Consider the following 18,053-nt stretch of genomic DNA (forward strand, 5'->3'; position numbering starts at 1 on the left):
ACCACGACGAATGGCCGGCTCACCTTGTCGGCGGCCGGCAATTCGTTTGTCAGGCAGATCTAGTTCGGTACCCGCAGTTCACGACGAAGAATCTTGCCGCTCACTGTTTTCGGGAGGTCATTCATGACCTCGACGATGCGTGGATACTTGTATGCTGCAAGCCTTTCCTTGCAGAACTCGACCAGATCCTCGGTGGTCGCCTCGGCACCGTCCTTGAAGGACACGAAGGCCTTCACGGTTTCGCCGCGATACGGATCCATGACACCGACGACAGCAGCCTCTCGTACGGCGGGGTGTTCGTAGAGAACATCTTCCACTTCGCGTGGCCACACTTTGAAGCCCGACGCATTTATCTGATCCTTCATCCGGTCGACGATGTAAAACCAACCGTCGCCGTCCATGAATCCGATGTCGCCGGTGTGAAAACGCCCGTCCGGCATGGCATGTGCGGTCTCGTCCGACTTGTTCCAGTATCCGAGTGCAACCTGGGGACCGGAGACCACGATCTCGCCGTACTCCCCGACCTGTACCGGCTTGTCGTTCTCGTCCACCACCTCGGCGTACGTATTCGATACCGGTACGCCGACAGCAACGGCCCCCGACGCCGGATCTACCGGCGCTTCACGCGAATTCGGCACCACGATTGCCGGGCTGTTCGTCTCGGTCAGCCCGTAGCCGTTGTGAATGTAGTGACCGAACTTCGCCCGGAACGCTTCCAACGCCGCGTGCGGGATAGGCGCGCCACCTGAATACACCGACTCGAGAGAGCTCAAAGATTCCTTCGAGACTGCGGCGCTGTCCGTCCACGCGATGAATACCGTGATCGCTCCGATGATCGCGGTAGCCCGATGCTCCGAAATTGACTCCGCTGCAACGATGGGATGGAATCGGCAGGTCAGAATCGTGGGCGCGCCGGCTAGGAGTGGAGCCGCGACGTGCCCGATCAACCCGGTGATATGGAACAGTGGCGCCACCGCGAACATCGCGCCGCCGGGGCGCAACCCCAGCCAGTCCCGATAGATCTGCGCTGCGAACACGACATTTGAGTGCGTGTTCATCGACCCCTTCGGCGGGCCGGTTGTCCCTGACGTATAGGGAAGGTAGGCAAGGTCTTCCGGGGACAGATCGACCTTCTCGGGCTTCTGCCCTCGATGAGCCTCGATCAATTCCAGTAGATCCGGAAATCCATCGTGCCGAATCCTGGACGCCGAACCGAAGATCCGTTCATCGTCGCGCGACTGAAAATCCAGTTCCGACGTGGTGATCACCCGTCTCACTGCGGTGCCCTCGGACGCAGTCGCCACGGTCTCGGCCGAGGACTCGAGACAGATGACTGCCGCCGCTCCGCTGTCGGCCAGTACGGTGGACAGCTCACGGTCGCGGTACATCGGATTGACCGGAACGACGACGGCACCGAGCTTCCAGACCGCGACTGTCGCGATCACGAACTGCGGAACATTCTGCAGGACAAAGGAAACTCTGTCTGCGAACCCGATTCCATCCTTGGCGAGGGCTACGGCAAGCGCATCCGACATCTCGTCGAGCTCGGCAAAGCTGACGGTCCTGTCGAAGTACCTGATGATCGGGGCAGTGCGATCGCGCTCCAGCGAAGCACGGAACATCGCGAGGGCGTCGACGTGCTCGATGTCTACGTTCGGCGGAGTGTCGGCGTCGTAATTGGCGAGCCAGGGCTTGCTCTCGTACACGTTGGTCATATCTCAGCTCTCGAAGTACCGACGTGGGTTGTCCACCAGCATCGCCTTGACCTGGTCTTCGGTGACACCACGTTCGAGCAGCGCCGGAATGACATCATCACTGATGTGGGTGTAGTTCCAGTTCGGAAGTGCCGCTTCTCTTGCAGCACTGGGGAAGTAGTCGATGAAACACGACGCGTCATGTGCCAGAACCATCTTCTCCGCGTAACCGCGACGGGCCATCTCCACCACCGTGTTGACACGATCCTCGAACGACAGGAACGGTTCGAGACCGAAACGGTCCATCCCCAGTAGCGAACCGGCATCGGCCAGCGCACACAGATAGTCGAGATCGGTGGTGTCGCCGGAGTGACCGATGACCACCTTGGTCAGATCCGCACCCTCTTCGGCCAGAACCTTCTGCGCGACCAGCCCGGATTCAGTGTGCGGATTGGTGTGCACGGTGATCGGCACTCCCGTTTCCACCTGCGACTGTCCGACCGCGCGCATGACCCGCTCGACGCCGGGGGTAAGGCCCGGCTCCTCGATAGCGCACTTCAGGAAGGAGGCTCGGACACCGGTTCCGGCGATTCCTTCCCTGATGTCCTTGACGAACAGTTCGACCATCGGCTCGGGGCCGTCGAACAGCAATCCCGGTCCGGTGTAATGGAATTGGAAGGGAATGTCGTTGTAGGTGTAGATGCCGGTAGCAACGATGATGTTGAGATCGACCTGCTCGTTGATCCGGACGATTCGCGGAATGTACCGGCCGAGGCCGATCACTGTGGGATCGACGATCGTGCTGATTCCGCGGGACTTCACCTCGGTCAGCTTTGCTACTGCGTCCGCTACCCGCACTTCCTCGTCCCAGGGTTCGGGGTAGTCGGGGTAGTTCTGGCGCAACTCCTCACCCAGAACGAAGACATGCTCGTGCATCAACACCTTTCCCAGATCGGCTGTATCCACCGGCCCACGAACGGTTTGTACTGAACTCATCGATCGAACCCCTGACTGTGATCGCCATCACTAACATGAGACAATGAGCTAGTGTGTCTCACGTGGCCAGGTTCGTCAATAGGCTCGATCCCCCGAGGCTCACCATTTTTCAACGGCCGAAATTGTGCAGTACCGGACAACCGGAGAGAATGTCCCGATGCCTACCGACCTCGAACGCCGACGCGCGATCGACACCGCCGCGAGCATGTACCTCGCGGAGGAACCACTCGACATGTCACTGCTCGCCGAACGTCTCGGCGTAGGCCGCGCGACGCTGTACCGCTGGGTCGGCAACCGCGACGAACTGCTCGGAACAGTGCTGGCCGAGGCCACCGAACGGACATACCGAAAGGCGATGTCACAGGCGTCGGGGCAAGGTCCGGAGTACATTCTCGACGTCTTCGGCCGCGTTATGCGATCGGTGGAATCGTCGACAGAACTGCGCGCGCTGACCAAACGCGAACCGATGGTGTTCATCAAACTCGCGATGATGCCCGGCTCCATCGAATCGATCTCCGCCTCCATCACCGCCGAAATCTTGCAGTCCCAGGTCGACGCCGGCCAACTGACGATCACGCTCTCGCCGCAAGTGCTGGGCGAAGCCCTCGTCCGCATCTGCGACGTACACCTCTACGCCCCCCTGCTCGGCCGAGAAAAGGCCGAGATCGAGACGGCTCTCGACCTGATCGCACTGCTCCTCGGCGTCACCCGCAACTGACACGCTTCGACCGCGTGAACACTACGGCGACACACCGGCCACCCGAGTCCTCAGACGTCTGATGAGTTGTTACTCTTTCGGTACCCACCCGAGAGGCAAGCCGTGTCCGACGACCACACAGGATTCACACTTCGCAGTGGTCCGCTGGTACCGCAACTCGAACAGTTGCTGCGCGGGCGAATCATGCATGGAACGTGGGCGCCGTCCGAGCGCATACCGAGCGAGGCGGCCCTCGCCGTCGAACTCGGCGTCGGGCGTTCCTCGATTCGCGAGGCAATCCGCCTCCTCGCTCGCGACGGACTACTCGAAGTCCGACACGGCGTCGGAACCTTCGTGGCTGCCGCGTCCGAACTCGAGCACGTCGACGAATTCACCAAACTTCTTCGACGCTCGAGGATCCTCGAGGTCTTCGAAGTCCGTCGCGCACTCGAGATCGAGGCCGCCAGACTGGCCGCGGAGCGGGTACAACCCGAGGACCTCGACGGCCTGCGGCGTCGGCTGACCATGCGACACAGTCATTTCGAGGGTGATGTCGAGAAGTTCGTCGACGTCGACCTCGACTTCCACACCGAAGTCGTTCGGCTGTCCGGAAACGCAGTTCTGCTCTCGCTTTTCACGTCGGTGCGTCCACTCCTTCGTGAATCCCTCGTCGAGATGATGGCCCACGAGGCCGGCGTCCCCGACACCTCACATGCCCATGATCAGTTGGTCGAGGCCCTTCAAGACGCCGACCCAGAAGCCGCGGTAGCGGCAACTCGAGCAAACATCGACACCGTCCTACGACGACTGCGTGTGCTCGACGCCTAAGAGAGGTTAGTTCTCGTGCAACACCCCACCGGCACAGTTCTGTCGACCGAACACGTGGATCTCGTCCGCGACGGCCGATACTTGTTGAAAGACATCAACATTTCGATCGAACCCGGACAACACTGGGTCCTCCTCGGCGCGAACGGCGCGGGCAAGAGCACGCTTCTGAGCCTGCTCGGAGCAACCGCCCACCCGACTCGCGGTTCCGTTTACGTCCTCGGCCACAAGTTGGGCCGCGTCGACATGAGGGAACTGCGGATGGACATCGGGCACGTGAACCCTCGTCACACGATCGGAATTCCGATCACCGTCCGCAACGTCGTGATCACCGGCCTCACCAACACCACCGAGGTGATGCCGCGCTGGTCACCGACGCCGGAGCAAGAGGCTCATGCCGACGCACTGATCGATCTACTCGGAATGAGTCCGCGTTCAGACGCGCTGTGGCCCAACTTGTCCCAAGGCGAACGGGGACGAACCCTGATCGCCCGCGCACTCATGGTCGAACCGCGCCTGCTTCTGCTCGACGAACCGGCGACCGGGCTCGATCTTGCTGCACGCGAACAACTCTTGTCGGCACTGGACGACCTCCGCAATCAGAACCCGTCACTTGCCAGCATCCTCGTGACGCACCACATCGAGGAGATCCCCAGCACCACCACACATGCTCTTCTGATCAAGGACGGCGTCGTGACCGCCAGCGGCCTCGCCGAGGATGTGATCACCACCCAGAACATCAGCGAGTGCTTCTCGCATCCCATCGAGATCGAGCGTCGTGGTGGTCGGTGGAATGCTCAGTCGCGGCCACGCGAAAGAGTGTGACCGACAGTAGTTTCAGAGACGTCTGGCGCCGGGTCCCTCCCGGCCCAGTTCGTCTCCAGGGTTGAGCAGGTTGCATGTTTTCAGTGACAGACACCCGCAGCCGATACAGCCCGTCAGTTCGTCCTGCATCCGGTTGATGGCCTGCTTGCGATCCTCGAGGCGCTGATTCCACTCCGTGGAAATCTTGCGCCAGTCTTTCTTCGTCGGAGTTCGCCCCTGCGGCAACGATCCGAATACTTCGGCAACTTCGGCCAGGGGTATCCCGAATCTGACTGCCAACTGGATCAGCGACACCCGCCGGATCGAATGCCGCGGGAACTTCCTCATATTTCCTGCCGTCCGCTCCGCAGGAACCAGACCGAGTGTTTCGTAGTAGCGCACAGCCGACACGGCGACGCCAGTGCGCTCCGATACCTCGCCGATCGAGAGAAGTTCGTCACTCTTACGGATCATTCTGCCTCCCAATGGCTGCGCGACATTGACCTGAAGCGCACTCGAGATTCTACCTTCGACAACATGCACTCCCCCACCGATGCTCCCGCCGGAACCTGGCGGCAACTCCTGAGCGGTCGATACCTCGGCACCGCTACCGTCCTCGCAGGCGGCGTTGCGCTCTACGCGACCAACGTCTACCTGACGACCAGCCTGCTTCCGACTGCCATCGACGACATCGGCGGTCAGCAGTACTACGCCTGGACCGCGACGGTCTTCCTCATTGCTTCCGTCATCTCTTCGATGTTGGTCACCAACGTCCTCGCCGCCAGGGGACCGCGCGGGGCCTACCTGATCGGCCTCGCGATCTTCGCGCTCGGCACCGTTGTCTGTGCGGTCAGCCCGACGATGGAATTGCTGTTGGTCGGCCGCACGATCCAGGGTTCGGGCGGTGGCCTGCTGGCCGGTCTCGGTTACGCCGTCATCAATGCCGCGCTCCCCAGACATCTGTGGACTCGCGGGGCCGCGCTGGTTTCGGCGATGTGGGGAGTCGGCACCTTCGCCGGCCCTGCAATCGGCGGTGTCTTTGCTCAGTTCGGAGCCTGGCGATGGGCTTTCGGCGTCCTGGTCATCGCGACGATCGCAGTCGCCGCTCTCGTCCCCAGCGCGCTACCGGCACATGAACCGGGCAGCACCACCAGTAGCCCGGTGCCGGTCCTCTCGCTGGCATTGCTGACTGCGGCAGCTTTGCTGGTCAGCGTTGCCGGAATTCTGTCCAACCTCGCCGTGACCGCCGCAATGGTTCTCGCCGCTGTGCTGCTACTGATCGCTTTTGTCGCCGCTGACCGTCGCTCGCGCCACGGCGTACTACCGCCGTCGACGTTCAACTCGTCATCTCTCAAATGGGTGTACCTGACCATCGTCGTCCTCGCCGTCGCGTCGACCGTCGAGACGTTCATTCCACTCTTCGGGCAACGACTTGCCGGCCTGGCGCCTCTCGCGGCCGGATTCCTCGGGGCCGCACTCGCTCTCGGCTGGACTCTCGGCGAAATCCCGAGCGCCTCGGCCACGACCCCTCGTATCGTGCGACGAATCGTTGTCAGCGGTCCGATCCTCGTCGCGATCGGGTTGGGCATCATGGCAGCATTTCTCACCGAACACGCCGGCGCCGGTGCGATGGTCGCGTGGGTGATCGGACTGCTGTTCGCCGGCGTCGGAATCGGCATCGCCTGGCCTCATCTTGCAGTCGGGGCGATGACCTCGGTCACCGATCCCGGAGAAGGTGCGCGTGCCTCGGCTGCCATCAACACCGTTCAGCTGATCGCCAATGCCTTCGGTGCAGCCCTGGCCGGAGTGCTGGTCAACATCGGCGAACCGTCGACGCTTCGTTCTGCGCAATTGCTTCTCTTCACCTTCGCCGCTGTCTCGATCATCGGCATTGCCGTGGCAGCTCGCGCACTTCCGCGAACGCCCGACAAAATCGGCAGCCCCGAAATCGTTCACGACGCTCGCTAAACTGTGAGAAACCCACACGGAGGAGTTGGCCAGTGACAGAACCGGATCCGGGCACAGTGGAAACCGACTTCCCGAAGACGGGAGCTCCCGCACAGCGCGCGCTGATCGCAGCGGGTTACACCCATCTCGCGCAGCTGACGTCCGTGTCCGAGAAGGAACTCGGCGCTTTGCACGGGATGGGACCGAAGGCCTTGAGGATTCTGCGCGAAGCACTCTCCGAACGTGGTCTGAGCTTCGCCGACTGAGCTCTCACATCAGACCAGGCTCGCCCGCACCTGGTTGCCACCTTCGCGCTTCGCTTCGTACATCACCGAGTCCGCGACGCGGAAGAGTTCGGCAAAAGCAGCGTCGACTGACTCACCCGGATTCCGGGGCGCGGTGCGGACCGCCATTCCGATGCTCGCGCTCGTCGGAGGGTCATCGTTCGCTCCGTCCATCGCGGAGCGGATCTGTCCTTCCAGCCTGGAGATCACGCTGACCGGTACCCGTTCGACCACGACGAACTCGTCACCGCCCATACGAGCAGTCAAGGCGGACTGGGTTGTCCACAAACGGATGCGCAGTGCAGTTCGCATGATCGTGCTGTCTCCTACGTCATGGCCGTGAACGTCGTTGATCGTCTTGAAGCGATCGAGGTCGATCACCACTACGAGCAGTGCATCCGCTTCGGTGACCGGAGCGCCCATCAAGTCGTTCACCCGACGCGCCAATCCGCGACGGTTGAGCAGTCCGGTCAACGGGTCGATGTCGGAGGTAGTGGCATCCGAACCCAGGACCGCCAGAACAATCTGTGACACAACAGGAATCACGATGATCGTAGCCAGCACAACCGAGATCTTCGCCAGTCCCAAGCCGACGTCCGCTGCTGGCCCGAACAACAAAGTCCACCCCGAAAGCACCGTGACGGTCGAGGCGAAGACCAAGTGACCGACTTGGAGTTTCGGATTGTGGAAGAACGCGATGTAGCCGCCGATCGACGCGAAAACGACGCACGCGATGAGTCGTCCCAGCGGTTCCGAGTCGGTTGCGGCCGCCGCCGCAATCGCGACGTCGGAACCCACGACAAAGGTGTACGACCACAGCGGCGTAGGCGGAAACAGCCACCAGATCAGGGCCGCGCCGAGGCACAGCGCGATGACCGCCAGATTGACCGCTCGCCCGAACGTACCTTGCGGACCGACGTCACTGAATCGCGCCGACAGCAACACCAGCCCCATCCAGAATGCTGTTCCGCCGACCAGTGCCCGGCAGGAAGTCAAGAACCCGCGGTCCTCGAGGTACCTGCTGAAACTGTGGAACTGGTCCGGCAACTGCCACCAGCGCATGACGACGTCGACCAAACCGTTCATCGCCGATCAGCCGATGCAGCTCCGCAACTTTTGGGCGTACTTCGACGAAACGGACTCGCTGATTTCCCCCCGGAACACACTGGCATATCCGGCAGCATAGTCAGCGGCGACAGACAAAAACCGTTCTGCCGGATTTGAATCGGTCGATCAACTCAAAGCGTCGTAGGCCGCCGATACGTACTGCGCCGATCTCTCGGAACCGAGCAGACCCGGCCCCATCTTGTTCATCACGTACGAGAACGTCATGCGCTTCTCGGTGTCGATGATGATCTGCGAGCCACCCCAACCTCCCCAGAAGCAGATTCGCCCCTCCGGAATGAACGGGACGGACTCGGGCGTCGGCAATCCGAATCCGACGCCGAAGCGGACCGGCACGCCGAGGACGAGGTCGACCCCGTACGACTGCTCCTCGAAGATCTTGTCGATCGTTTCCTCCGACAGCAAGCGAACGTCACCGACCTTGCCACCGCACGCGATCACCGATTGGATCCTTGCGAGTGCCCTCGCATTCGAATGACCGTTGGCCGCACCGATCTCGGCGGCGCGCCACCCGTCGGTCCACGAACCTGTAGCGTCAGCCGGCGGCGCGGTGAATGTCTTCACCATGATGTTGTCCATCCCGAGTGCCGCGATGTCGATCGGCAAAGGCGGTGGCGCAATCACATTCGAGACTCGCCCGTATTCCGACTTCGGCAAGCCCAGGCGGAAATCAGCATCGAGCGGGCCGGCGATTTCCTCGTCGATGAAGCTACCGAGGGTTCGTCCGTCGATGCGCCTGACGACCTCGCCGATCAGATGGCCATAGTTGAGGGCGTGGTATCCGGATGCCGTACCCGGTTCCCACCACGGAGCCTGCGTCGCCAACCGGGCGGTGGCATATTCGTCGTCGCAAATGTTCTCGAGGGTGAACGGTTGATCCCACCCCGACACACCCGAGGTGTGCGACAACAGTTGCCGGACCTGAATTCGGTCCTTGCCCGCTGCTGCGAATTCCGGCCAGTACTGCGCGACCGGGGCGTCGAGATCAAGCAACCCGCGGTCGACGAGCATGAGCGCGGCCAGTGCGGTCACGGTCTTGCTGCAGGACCAGACATTGGTAACGGTGTCGCGAGACCAAGGAGCAGTGTGCTCGACGTCGACCCAACCGCCCCACATGTCGACGACGGATTCGCCGTCGATCGTCAGTGCGATCGCTGCCCCGACGTCCTCGCCGGAATCGAGATTGCGTGCCAGCGCCTCCTTCAAGCCAGAGAATCGCTGGTCACATACGCCTTCGATGTTCGCCACTGACAGCCTCCACAGGAATGATGAAACTTGACGTCAACTTCAACTACGTTGAGTATGTGTCCGATTCACCTGTGGTGTCAATCACTTCAAGTGCCAGAGTCGGCTCAGACCAACGGGATTCCCTTGGCGATGCGCCGACGCAGATCCCAGAGATAGAAGTTGTAGGGAAACATCCGCAGAATCTTCGGGCTGAACCGATTGACCAGCGCGGCGACGCGCATGGATCGGTCGAAGTTACGCTGCTGACGCGCTGACCACGGGAGCCGCATTTCGTCACGAAAGGCTTGGGGCAGGAACCCTGTGGTGACAAATCGGTTGAGCGGACCGACCACGGGATGCAACAACTTCGGCGTGAAGGTCGCCGACGCGATCCCGTAGAGATGCTCACGAATCGTCTCGTCGATCGCCACCTTGTCGAGGTTCTCGTTCCAGTAGACCTCGAACGCATCCCGGTCCGCCGGCCACATGTCGCGTCGCATCTGAAGGGTTGTACCGAACGTGGCGCTGCGCTGATAGAACGCATCCCCGGTTACCGGATCGAGATCCCCGTACAAGATTTTGTAGACGTCCTCGAAGCCTCGGTACAGGCAGGCGGCTACCCACAACTGCAGTTCGGGATCGAACGCGTTGTATTCGACCGCGCTGTTCTCATCGGAGCGAACGTGCTTGTGAGAGCCGTTGACTGCGCGTCGGTACAGCTTCTTTTCTTCGTCCGTCGCCAGGCTTGCGACGGCGAGATACGTCAGCGTCGTCCGGGTTCGCTTCACCGGATGCCGATCCAACCGACCCGTCTCGACCTTGCTCTCATACACGCCGTACCCCACCGCCGGGCGCGCCAACTGCATGATGACGTTGGCGCCGGCGGCCAACAGTCCGAGCCCGGACATCGCCTTTTCAACCTCGGCGTCGATGTCGACCGCCCGGACGCCGACCGCTCCGATGCCGCCTGCCACCGCTTCCTCGCGCCCGTCCATCGAATCCCTACTCACCGTCATGGCAGAACCCCTTCGAGTCGATATCTGCGAACGCATGTTCTCAGATGAGTGAAACGCCGAAATGCCGAGATGTCAAGCAATCTCGGGATGCAAAGATGGTCTTCATGAATGACCAACCGCGTTCGTACGGTGGCGTCGACGGCGCGCTCCGCATAGCCCAACGACGGGAGGCGCTGATCGAGGCCGGTCTGGAACTCATGGGCTCCGCCGAGCCCGAACTGACGGTCCGCGGAGTGTGCAAGAAGGCCGGTGTCGCGGCGCGGTACTTCTACGAGAGCTTCACCGATCGTGATGCTCTGATGTCGGCCGTCTACGACACCGTCATCACGGACATCGCCGTTTCAACCCAGGCTGCAGTGGACGCCGCCGAGACCGAACGCGGCAAGGCGCTCGCTGGAATCGCGAACATCGTCCGCACTATCGCGAACGATCCCCGTCGCGGACGTCTACTGTTCTCCAGCGCCCTGACGAGCCCTGTCCTGGCCGAGAAACGCCAAGCGTCGACGACGATATTCATCGGTCTCCTGGCCGCCAACGCGAAGACCTTCTACCGATTGAACGACAGCGGTCATCTGACCCTGACGGCCACGTTCCTGGTCGGCGGCCTGGCGCAGACCCTCAGTGCATGGCTCGACGGGTACATCGACGTGACGGAAGAAGAACTGGTCGCCGAATGTGCGGCGATCCTGCTCGCACCCGCCCTGCCGCCGTCTTGAGCTCCTGCATTCAGTCCCAGATCCCGATGTTGTCGAGGTGAGCGAGAAGTCGAGCAGCGCCGTCGGAGAACTGCAGACTCATCTGCGCGTCCACCTGTTCTCGATCGTGCTTCTCGAACGCCGCGATCAAAGCATCGTGGCTCGATACCGCAAGCTCACCCCAGCCTGGATCCGTCGCGTAGAGACGAGCAGGGGTGTACCGAATCGCGCCGAACAGGAACCATGCCAACTTCGCACCACCCGCAGCGCGATTGATCAGGCGATGGAACTCGAATTCGCACTGCTCGATCGCAGCTGCATCCGAAGCGTCGACCGCCGCTCGCAAATCGGCATTGAGTTCCGCGAGTTCCGCGAGTTGATCAGCGGTGATGCTGTCCATCGCCCGCAACGCCAGCTTGACCGCGATCTGCCCCTGCAACCAGAAGATGTCTTCGATGTCCTGGCGACTGAGGGGCGAGACGAGATAGCCGCGATGCGGAACCAACTCGACCATCCCCTCGCCGCGTAATGCGACGAGGGCTTCTCGCACCGGCGTGACGCTGACCCCGAGGTCGGCCGCCGTTTCGTCCAGCCTGACGAACTCGCCCGGACGGACCGAGCCGGACATGATCAGGTTGCGAACGTGGTTGGCCACGTCCTCCGACAACTGTGGCCGTCTCCTCAGCTCAGATGTCGCTCTCCGAGTGCGTGCAGACGTTGCCACAACCGATCCTCACAGTCCGTACGTTTTGCCGATGATGTCTCGCTGAATCTCGTTGGTACCACCATAAATGGAGGACACAAGAGTCTTTCGCACATGGTGCTCCATGTCGAACTCAGTCGCGTAACCGTACCCACCCATCATCTGCATCCCCTCGAGCGCGACCTTCTTGGCGGTCTCGGTCAGCTTGAGCTTGGCCATCGACGCTTCCCGCGGGAACATCTTGGTCGGGTTGGCGTCGACCATCCTGGCCACGCTGTAGACCAGCAGACGGCCGCATTCGATCTCCGTGGCGAGATCCGCGATCCGATGGCGAAGCGCCTGAAACGATCCGACCGGACGGCCGAACTGCTTACGCGTGGTGACGAATTCGAGGGTGTCGTCGAAAGCGCGCTGCGCGGTCCCGAGCATCATCGCCGCGAGGATGAGGCGTTCGATGTTGAGTCCGGCCATGAGTTGACGCCAGCCGTTGCCGACTTCCCCAACCACCGCGTCCTCGGGCAGGAATGTGTCGGTGAAGTAGAGATCGTTGACCTCCTTGCCGCCCATGGTGTCGATTCCACTGATCTTCAATCCGGAGATGTCGGCCGGGACATGGAACATCGTCAGGCCCTCATGCTTGCCTTCACCTCGGGATGTGCGAGCCACCAGAAGGATGTTCTCGGCGAAGTGCGCGTTGGAGCACCACGTCTTCTGGCCGTTGATCAGCCACCCACCGTCGACCTTCTCGGCGCGGCAACTCAGATTTCCCACGTCGGAGCCCGCTTCGGGTTCGGACATCGAGATCGACTGAGACGCGCCACGGACGATCCCGCCGAGCACTGCCTCCTTCTGGGCCGGACTGCCGAACTTCTCGTATGCAGCCCCGGTGATGACGGTCGGGCCCAGTCCACCGATCGGCGCCATACCCTTGGCGGCTTCCTCCAGGAAGATGCACAGGTCGACCGTGCTTCCGGCGGATCCGCCGTATTCCTCCGGGACAGTCAGCCCGAGCCATCCCAATTCCGCCATCTTCTCGTAGAACGCCTGGTTGTGGTTATGGGCGCCATGATCGGTCAGCAGGTCTCGCTGCTCACGGGTACCACTTTCCTTCTTGCAGAACGACGCTACCGACTTGGCGAAATCAGACTGCTCCTGCGTGAAATCCATGTACATCGAAAACTCCCGAGTGAGATGAGGCTGGAGGCTTGTCGGAGCTCGGTCCGACGCATACTGTGACTACCAGCACAGTAAATCACATCACATATATGTGATGCACCGACATGTGGAGGATCTGAAGAACATGACAGAACAGCTCGGCCGCCAGAGCACGTCCACGTCGACAGATCCGAGATCGGACGATCACACTTTCGCGAGCCTCGACCCTCGCAATGATTCCGTGGTCGCGCAGCACCCCATTGCAGACCAGCAGGAGATCGAGAAAGCGGTCGCCGCAGCACGCACGGCGTCGAAGTGGTGGGATCAACTCGGATTCCAAGGCCGCCGGAAGGTGCTCGGCAATTTCCGCGCCGCGATCGCCACTCACGCCGAATCGATGGCGGCGATCATTTCCGCCGAGACCGGAAAACCCAGCGACGACGCACTACTCGAAGTCATGCTGGCCGTCGAACATCTCGACTGGGCGGCACGAAACGCACAGAAAGTGTTGCGCCGCAGACGCGTCGGTGCAGGACTGATCAGCGCCAACCAGTCTGCATCCGTCGGCTACCGGCCGATGGGCGTCGTCGGCGTGATCGGCCCCTGGAACTATCCGCTGTACACACCGATGGGGTCGATCGGCTACGCACTGGCCGCCGGTAACGCCGTCGTGTTCAAACCGAGCGAACTCTCACCAGGCGTCGGCGTCGAATTGGCCCGGCTGTGGGACATCGCGGCACCCGGACACCCTGTCCTGCAGACCATTACCGGCGACGGCAAAACCGGAGCACTTCTGTGTTCGTCCGGCGTCGACAAGATCGCATTCACCGGTTCGACCGCTACCGCAAAGCGCGTAATGGCCGCCTGCGCGGACACCCTCACTCCCCTGGTCGCCGAATGCGGTGGCAAGGACGCCATGCTGGTGGACTCCGATGCCAACCTCGATGCGGCCGTGAGCTTCGCGGCATTCGGGGCAGTGGGCAACGGCGGACAAACCTGTGCCGGCGTCGAACGAATCTACGTCGCAGCGCCCGTGTACGACGCCTTCTTGTCCAAGCTCACCGCCGCGCTTCGGGACGCCCACGCCGGCGCCACCGACAGCTCGACCTACGGGCCGATGACGCTGGGAAAGCAGACTGCGATAGTCCGGGGCCAGATCGAAGACGCTCTCAGTCGCGGCGCGAAAGCTGTACTCGGCGGACTTGATTCGTTCAACGGTCCGTTCATCGATCCGATCATCCTGACGGATGTTCCGGAGGATTCCACGGCGATCACCGAGGAGACGTTCGGCCCGAGCGTCGTGGTGAACAAGGTCGCCGACATGAACGAGGGGATCGAACGCGCCAATGCGTCGAAGTACGGCTTGGGCGCCTCGGTGTTCACCAAGAGTTCGTCGAAGGGCCGAGCAATTGCCGAAAAGCTCGAATGCGGTGTCGTCACGGTCAATTCGGTTCTCGGTTTCGCTGGAATCGCCGCCCTGCCGTTCGGCGGGGTCGGCGATTCCGGATTCGGCCGTATCCACGGAGCCGATGGGCTGCGTGAGTTCAGCAGTGTGAAATCACTGGCCGTTCAGAAGTTCAGCGCTCCACTGGACCTGCTGACCATCGAGCGAAAAGCCAGGGACATGAAGATCTCACGTTGGATGCTGGCAAAACGCCACGCGAAGTCCTGAGAGATCAGGCGATCAGCCGGCGGTGACGAGCACCTGCTCGTCGCTGTCGGCTGCTTCGAGTTCACGAACCAGCGGAAGCACCTTGGCCCCGAAGTATTCGATCTCCTCCTGGAAATGCAGGAATCCGCCGAGAATCAGATCGACACCGCGACGGCGATATTCGACGATCCGATGCGCGATTTGTTCCGGCGTGCCGATCAGTTGTGAGCGGAAACCGTCGTTGTACTGAACCAAGTCCTCGAACGTCGAATCCGCCCACATCCCGTCCTTGGACGCGGTCGATGCGCCGGCCTGTTGGACTGCATTCTTGAATCCCTCGACCGCAGGGCGGTTGGCCTTGGCGATGATCTCGCGCAGTGTGTCCTTTGCTTCCGCCTCGGTGTCGCGGGCGATGATGAATCCGTTGAGCCCGAACTTGACCTCCCGATCGTTCTCACGAGCAACACGGCGAACGTCGACCAACTGTTCGGTGACGCCGTCGTAGTCCTTGCCGTTACTGAAGTACCAATCCGAATACCGGCCTGCGTTCTCACGGGCTGCCGCCGAGTTACCACCTTGGAACAGTTCGGGATTGGGGCGCTCCGGAGTGTTGAGAGGCTTCGGCTTCAACGTGAAGTCGTGGATGCGGTAGAAGTCGCCGCGGAAATCGACGTCGTCCTCCGTCCAGATCTTCCGAAGAACCTGAAGGAACTCGGCGCTACGCCGATAACGCTCGTCGTGCTCGAGCCACGGCTCGCCTAGATGTGTGAACTCGTCCTTGAACCAACCACTGACGACGTTGACGGCAAATCGACCGTTCGACAAGTGATCGGCGGTAGCGCCCAGTTTCGCCAACACGGCCGGCTGCCAGAGTCCCGGATGCACCGCGGCGATCACCTTGAGCTTCTCGGTGGCCAGGAGTAGCGCAAGGCTGAAGCTCGTGGATTCGTGCTGGAATTCGGCCCCGTAGCTCGCCTCGTAACGTACCTGGCTCAGGGCGTACTCGAAGCCGTTGTTCTCGGCGGTCTGTGCCAGCTTCTTGTTGTACTCGTAGTCCCAGCTGGTCCGCTGCTCGATGTCGGAGGTGACCAGACCACCACTGACATTGGGCACCCAGTAGGCGAACTTGATCTCGTCGGCGATACGTTCAGTAGACATGAAACCCAGCAAACATGCAGTTCCCAGTGGTTTCCAGGGTAGCGATCACACAGGTTGTAAGTGTTGGGTGGGTGCTGCGACTGTGAAACGGTGGCAGCATGACTGCTGTGGACATTCAGGAGATCGCGCACCGCATCACCAGCGAGGACGAGGCGCTCTCGGTGGCGTCACAGCTGTCCGACGAGTTCGCGGCAGGTGCCGGAGTCCGCGATGCGCAGCGCCTCCTTCCCCACGACGAGGTTCGCACCCTGGCGCGGTCCGGCTTGCTCGGACTCTCGGTGCCGAAGGAGTTCGGTGGCATCGACGCAAGCACCGAGACGTTGGCCGAGGTCTTCCGCCTACTCGCCGAGGGCGATCCCAGCATCGCGCAGATTCCGCACAGCCACTTCACTTTCCTGGAAGCGCTCCGGTACCAGGGGTCTAACGAGCAGAAGCAGTTCTTCTACGCCGAAGCATTGTCGGGCAAGCAGTTCGCCAACGCCCAGAGCGAGCGCGGCAACAAGACCATCGACATCGACGGCACCACTCTCACCCCCGACGGGGAAGACTTTGTGCTCGAAGGTCGAAAATTCTATTGCACCGGAGCGCTTTTCGCAGATTGGATCGTGGTGCGTGCCGCCAATGCGGATCAATTCACCGAGACCGGCGCACAGGTGAAATCCGCGGTCTACCTACCCCGGAATACTCCCGGACTGTCGATCGTCGACGACTGGGACGGCATGGGACAGAAGACAACTGCAAGCGGAACCGTGACCCTGGAATCCGTTTCGGTGCCGCGGTTCAATGTCGTGCCCTTCACGTCGCTCTTCACTCACCCGACCACCTACGGAGCACAGGCCCAGATCCTGCACGCCGCGATCGACACCGGCATCGCGTCGGCTGCACTGCGTGAATCCGTGAAACTCGCGGCAAAGGCGCGTCCCTTCTTCGAAGCGAAAGTCGATACAGCGGTGGAGGATCCACTGCTCGTTCAACTCGCCGGCGAAGCGGCAATCGAGGTTCGCGCTGCCAGATCCCTCTTGGCGGAAGCAGCGCGATCGATCGACGTGGCGCGTCGTGATCCCACCGAGGACTCCACGGCCCGAGCATCCATCGACGCTGCAACTGCCAAAGTGGTCGGCGCCAGGGCGTCATTGGCGGCCACGAGCACTTTGTTCGAGATCGGTGGCACCAGAAGCGCGGGCGAATCGGCGAACCTCTCGCGGTTCTGGCGTGACGCGCGCACGCACACCCTGCACGATCCGACGAGGTGGAAGGTCCAGCACATCGGCCGGTGGACACTGTCCGGGACAATCCCACCGCGGCACGGACTGCTGTGAACACACTCAGTCGGAGTTCATATATCCGCTGATCAAGACTTCCAGTCCTTCCAAGTAGCTCTCAGTCGTCGTCCCTCCCGGCCAGTCCTCGAGCACCTCACTGAGCACCGGCAGTTTCTCGGGCCCGATTTCTCGGATCTTGACCGCGAGAGGTGACACGCTGCCTTCCGGTCGCGTAGTGGTGTCGTAGATGTTGAGCAATGCGCCGAGTGTGTAGTTCCACAGCGCTCGATAGATCAACAGTGCGCGACGAGGTGACATACCGAGTTCGACACACGCGGCCATCGCCCGATCGACCAAGACCACAGCGCCGCTCCCACCACGGCCACCGCGCTGAAGCAACTCGATGATCCAGCGCTCCGACGCCAGCTTTTCGAAGATCGCGGTGAAGATCGTGCGAAGCCGTTCGACCTGATCCTGCGGCAGGACCAGCGCGCCGAGATCTTGTGAGTACACATCGAGCACCGCGCTGATCAGCTGTTCCTTGTCGCCCACGTGCCGGTACAGCGCCATCGGCGTGGTGCCGAGCGACTTCGCCAACGCGCGCATGCTCAACGCGTCGGCGCCGCCGGTCTGAAGCTGCCGTTTCGCCTCGTCGACTATCTGCTCCGACGTGATCGTCGGGGGACGTCCGAGCCGCGGTGATCTCGGTTCCATCTTTTCGGCCATCCGTCGATTGTGCGCGCCCCTGCGACGACGCTCTCGCCCGGGGAACCCCTTGCATCTCAGTCGCCAGCAAGGTAAACCTAACTACTTA

General features: G+C 61.7%; 18 protein-coding genes. 8 read left to right on the forward strand and 10 right to left on the reverse strand.

The window, feature by feature from the left end:
• Nucleotides 1–59: 59 nt before the first annotated feature.
• Both ASU23_RS17065 and ASU23_RS17070 read right to left on the reverse strand, forming a co-directional pair.
• Entirely contained in the window at nt 60–1,715 is a 1,656-nt protein-coding gene (locus ASU23_RS17065) for an AMP-binding protein (protein ID WP_058038324.1), read from the reverse strand.
• Between the two features lie 3 nt (nt 1,716–1,718).
• Nucleotides 1,719–2,690, reverse strand: coding sequence for a phosphotriesterase (locus ASU23_RS17070; RefSeq protein WP_030536044.1), 972 nt, complete (start codon nt 2,688–2,690; stop codon nt 1,719–1,721).
• Nucleotides 2,691–2,847: 157 nt separating this feature from the next.
• On the opposite strand from ASU23_RS17070, the gene ASU23_RS17075 reads away from it, so the two are divergent.
• The 3 genes from ASU23_RS17075 (at nt 2,848) to ASU23_RS17085 (ending at nt 5,037) form a co-directional block, all read left to right on the forward strand.
• The gene (locus tag ASU23_RS17075) at nt 2,848–3,408 is read left to right on the forward strand and encodes a QsdR family transcriptional regulator (RefSeq protein ID WP_003943195.1); all 561 of its coding nucleotides are present in this window, start codon (nt 2,848–2,850) and stop codon (nt 3,406–3,408) included.
• A gap of 102 nt (nt 3,409–3,510) precedes the next feature.
• A complete protein-coding gene (locus tag ASU23_RS17080; RefSeq protein ID WP_003943086.1) occupies nt 3,511–4,215 on the forward strand; it encodes a FadR/GntR family transcriptional regulator in 705 nt (234 codons plus the stop codon).
• A 15-nt stretch (nt 4,216–4,230) separates the two neighbouring features.
• On the forward strand, nt 4,231–5,037 hold the full coding sequence (locus ASU23_RS17085; RefSeq protein WP_058038325.1) for an ABC transporter ATP-binding protein: 807 nt from the start codon (nt 4,231–4,233) through the stop codon (nt 5,035–5,037).
• A gap of 12 nt (nt 5,038–5,049) precedes the next feature.
• Here the strand turns inward: ASU23_RS17085 and soxR are convergent, their stop codons facing one another.
• Nucleotides 5,050–5,490, reverse strand: a complete 441-nt coding sequence (gene soxR, locus ASU23_RS17090; protein WP_003943238.1) for a redox-sensitive transcriptional activator SoxR — start codon at nt 5,488–5,490, stop codon at nt 5,050–5,052.
• A gap of 63 nt (nt 5,491–5,553) precedes the next feature.
• Between soxR and ASU23_RS17095 the strand changes: the two genes are divergently transcribed.
• The gene (locus ASU23_RS17095) at nt 5,554–6,984 is read left to right on the forward strand and encodes an MFS transporter (protein ID WP_054187507.1); all 1,431 of its coding nucleotides are present in this window, start codon (nt 5,554–5,556) and stop codon (nt 6,982–6,984) included.
• A 32-nt stretch (nt 6,985–7,016) separates the two neighbouring features.
• Entirely contained in the window at nt 7,017–7,229 is a 213-nt protein-coding gene (locus tag ASU23_RS17100) for a DNA-binding protein (RefSeq protein WP_058038326.1), read from the forward strand.
• 9 nt (nt 7,230–7,238) lie between these two features.
• Here the strand turns inward: ASU23_RS17100 and ASU23_RS17105 are convergent, their stop codons facing one another.
• The 3 genes from ASU23_RS17105 to ASU23_RS17115 form a co-directional block, all read right to left on the reverse strand.
• Nucleotides 7,239–8,333: a GGDEF domain-containing protein gene (locus ASU23_RS17105; RefSeq protein ID WP_058038327.1), complete on the reverse strand. Its 1,095-nt coding sequence runs from the start codon at nt 8,331–8,333 to the stop codon at nt 7,239–7,241.
• Nucleotides 8,334–8,480: 147 nt separating this feature from the next.
• Entirely contained in the window at nt 8,481–9,620 is a 1,140-nt protein-coding gene (locus ASU23_RS17110) for an EstA family serine hydrolase (RefSeq protein ID WP_042921573.1), read from the reverse strand.
• 104 nt (nt 9,621–9,724) lie between these two features.
• Nucleotides 9,725–10,594 carry an oxygenase MpaB family protein gene (locus ASU23_RS17115; RefSeq protein ID WP_058038328.1) on the reverse strand — a complete coding sequence of 290 codons (870 nt, stop codon included), beginning with the start codon at nt 10,592–10,594 and terminating at the stop codon, nt 9,725–9,727.
• Nucleotides 10,595–10,710: 116 nt separating this feature from the next.
• Between ASU23_RS17115 and ASU23_RS17120 the strand changes: the two genes are divergently transcribed.
• Nucleotides 10,711–11,331, forward strand: a complete 621-nt coding sequence (locus ASU23_RS17120; protein WP_052416921.1) for a TetR/AcrR family transcriptional regulator — start codon at nt 10,711–10,713, stop codon at nt 11,329–11,331.
• 10 nt (nt 11,332–11,341) lie between these two features.
• Here the strand turns inward: ASU23_RS17120 and ASU23_RS17125 are convergent, their stop codons facing one another.
• On the reverse strand, nt 11,342–12,034 hold the full coding sequence (locus ASU23_RS17125; protein ID WP_054781111.1) for a GntR family transcriptional regulator: 693 nt from the start codon (nt 12,032–12,034) through the stop codon (nt 11,342–11,344).
• 9 nt (nt 12,035–12,043) lie between these two features.
• Entirely contained in the window at nt 12,044–13,186 is a 1,143-nt protein-coding gene (locus ASU23_RS17130) for an acyl-CoA dehydrogenase family protein (protein WP_007730792.1), read from the reverse strand.
• A gap of 127 nt (nt 13,187–13,313) precedes the next feature.
• Between ASU23_RS17130 and ASU23_RS17135 the strand changes: the two genes are divergently transcribed.
• Nucleotides 13,314–14,840: an aldehyde dehydrogenase family protein gene (locus ASU23_RS17135; RefSeq protein WP_058038470.1), complete on the forward strand. Its 1,527-nt coding sequence runs from the start codon at nt 13,314–13,316 to the stop codon at nt 14,838–14,840.
• 12 nt (nt 14,841–14,852) lie between these two features.
• On the opposite strand, the gene sfnG is transcribed toward ASU23_RS17135, so the two are convergent.
• Nucleotides 14,853–15,977, reverse strand: a complete 1,125-nt coding sequence (gene sfnG, locus ASU23_RS17140; protein ID WP_007730790.1) for a dimethylsulfone monooxygenase SfnG — start codon at nt 15,975–15,977, stop codon at nt 14,853–14,855.
• Nucleotides 15,978–16,075: 98 nt separating this feature from the next.
• Between sfnG and ASU23_RS17145 the strand changes: the two genes are divergently transcribed.
• Nucleotides 16,076–17,296 (forward strand): SfnB family sulfur acquisition oxidoreductase, encoded by a 1,221-nt coding sequence (locus ASU23_RS17145; protein ID WP_058038329.1) that lies wholly within the window; start codon nt 16,076–16,078, stop codon nt 17,294–17,296.
• Between the two features lie 6 nt (nt 17,297–17,302).
• Here ASU23_RS17145 and ASU23_RS17150 read toward each other — a convergent pair whose 3' ends face one another.
• Entirely contained in the window at nt 17,303–17,965 is a 663-nt protein-coding gene (locus ASU23_RS17150) for a TetR/AcrR family transcriptional regulator (RefSeq protein ID WP_007730788.1), read from the reverse strand.
• Between the last annotated feature and the right edge of the window lie 88 nt (nt 17,966–18,053).

This window comes from Rhodococcus sp. KB6, assembly GCF_001445685.1.
Lineage (GTDB): Bacteria > Actinomycetota > Actinomycetes > Mycobacteriales > Mycobacteriaceae > Rhodococcus_F > Rhodococcus_F qingshengii.